Below are 1,349 nucleotides of genomic sequence, written 5' to 3' on the forward strand. Positions count from 1 at the left end.
GTTTATATTGAAGCAATCAAAACCATTCTCTTACATATGAAACGTGGGATTGCCGTATAGAGTGAAACTGTACAAGAAAGGACTAAAAATGCCTCTAATAAATTGACTCAAGTGCCAAGAGCTTGTCGCAACATTGAGAACTGGCAAATATGATGATCGTGCCGGCGTGCTCTGTTGCAAACGTAAAGATGAGGAGAGCTCAACGAATGTGAATAAGAACTGAGAGGTGTTTTTGAATATACTCATCACACCACAATGACATTGCATATAGAGGGACATTGCATGGGGGCACAGGGAACCCATGGGGCATTCATTATATGGCACTTTATTTTGGATATTTTACTTTACGCGAGGGAAAATACCTTCCATTCAAAACAAAAGAAGCCCAAAAACTGTAACAATGTGTATCATCCTCATTAACACACTTTACAGCAGCTTTATAGGCATAAATTATAGAGCATAAATAAATTGATGTACAAGCCCCTACTCTATCTTAGAGCCAGATCATTATCATAACCAAAACAAAATCACACGATAGATCAACAGAAAGTGTTCCAGCTGCAATCAACCAAAGTCGATTTCCATAAGACCAACCATACTCCATCCCATGCCATATTCGAAATCAATACTTATACACCCCCTCTAAGCTATAAGCTCAAGATATTTCTACGCCAAATAGAAATTAGGCAGAAAAAAACACTCTAGATTAGTTTTAATTGTGAAATTTCGGTTGTAAAAAAAAATGGGTATACTGCTCTAAATATCGTAAGAAAGAAGCAAGGAGCTATTCTTCTCAGAACGCCCAAAAGCTGTTTTCAGTAATTCAATTTATTTTCCCACTGGATTATCATCGCTTAAACGTACAGCCGCCGCTTATTGACCAAAGCGCTTAAACTACAGCCGCATCTCTAAATGAAACAAAATGCACGCTTCTAAACGTAATGAATGAGAACAAATTGACGGAAAGTTTCTGGCAATTCATGCCAATGAGGGGTTTCAAGTTCCAATGTCGGTGTATGAAGTGACACTTTTACAATTTCTTTTTTTATTTGTTCTGATGATATTTCCCCTTCGCACAAAGCAAGGGAGTACCTCTAAGAACGCCCAAAGGCTGTTTTGAGCAATTCGATTTGTTTTCCCACTGGATTATCATCTTCTAGAGCACAGGAGGCCGCAGTCTCCCACCCAGCACGCATATAGGTTATCCGCGCTTCTAAACGCAATGAATGAGAAACAAATTGGCGAAAAATTTCTGGCAATTCATGCCAATGAGGGGTTTCAAGTTCCAATGTCGGTGTATGAAGTGACACTTTTACAATTTCTTTTTTTATTTGTTCTGATGACATTTC

The 1,349-nt window shown here is 38.5% G+C and carries 1 protein-coding gene and 1 pseudogene; both read right to left on the reverse strand.

Annotation, left to right across the window (positions count from 1 at the left end):
• Positions 1-927 precede the first annotated feature (927 nt).
• Positions 928-1,073 (reverse strand): annotated as a pseudogene (locus tag ACFIL8_RS10380) (DUF1465 domain-containing protein); the annotation flags it as partial.
• Positions 1,074-1,094: 21 nt separating this feature from the next.
• On the reverse strand, positions 1,095-1,349 hold a 255-nt coding region (locus tag ACFIL8_RS10385), incomplete at its 5' end, for a DUF1465 family protein (RefSeq protein WP_375689703.1).

The organism is Bartonella sp. AP57NXGY (assembly GCF_042195805.1).
GTDB lineage: Bacteria > Pseudomonadota > Alphaproteobacteria > Rhizobiales > Rhizobiaceae > Bartonella.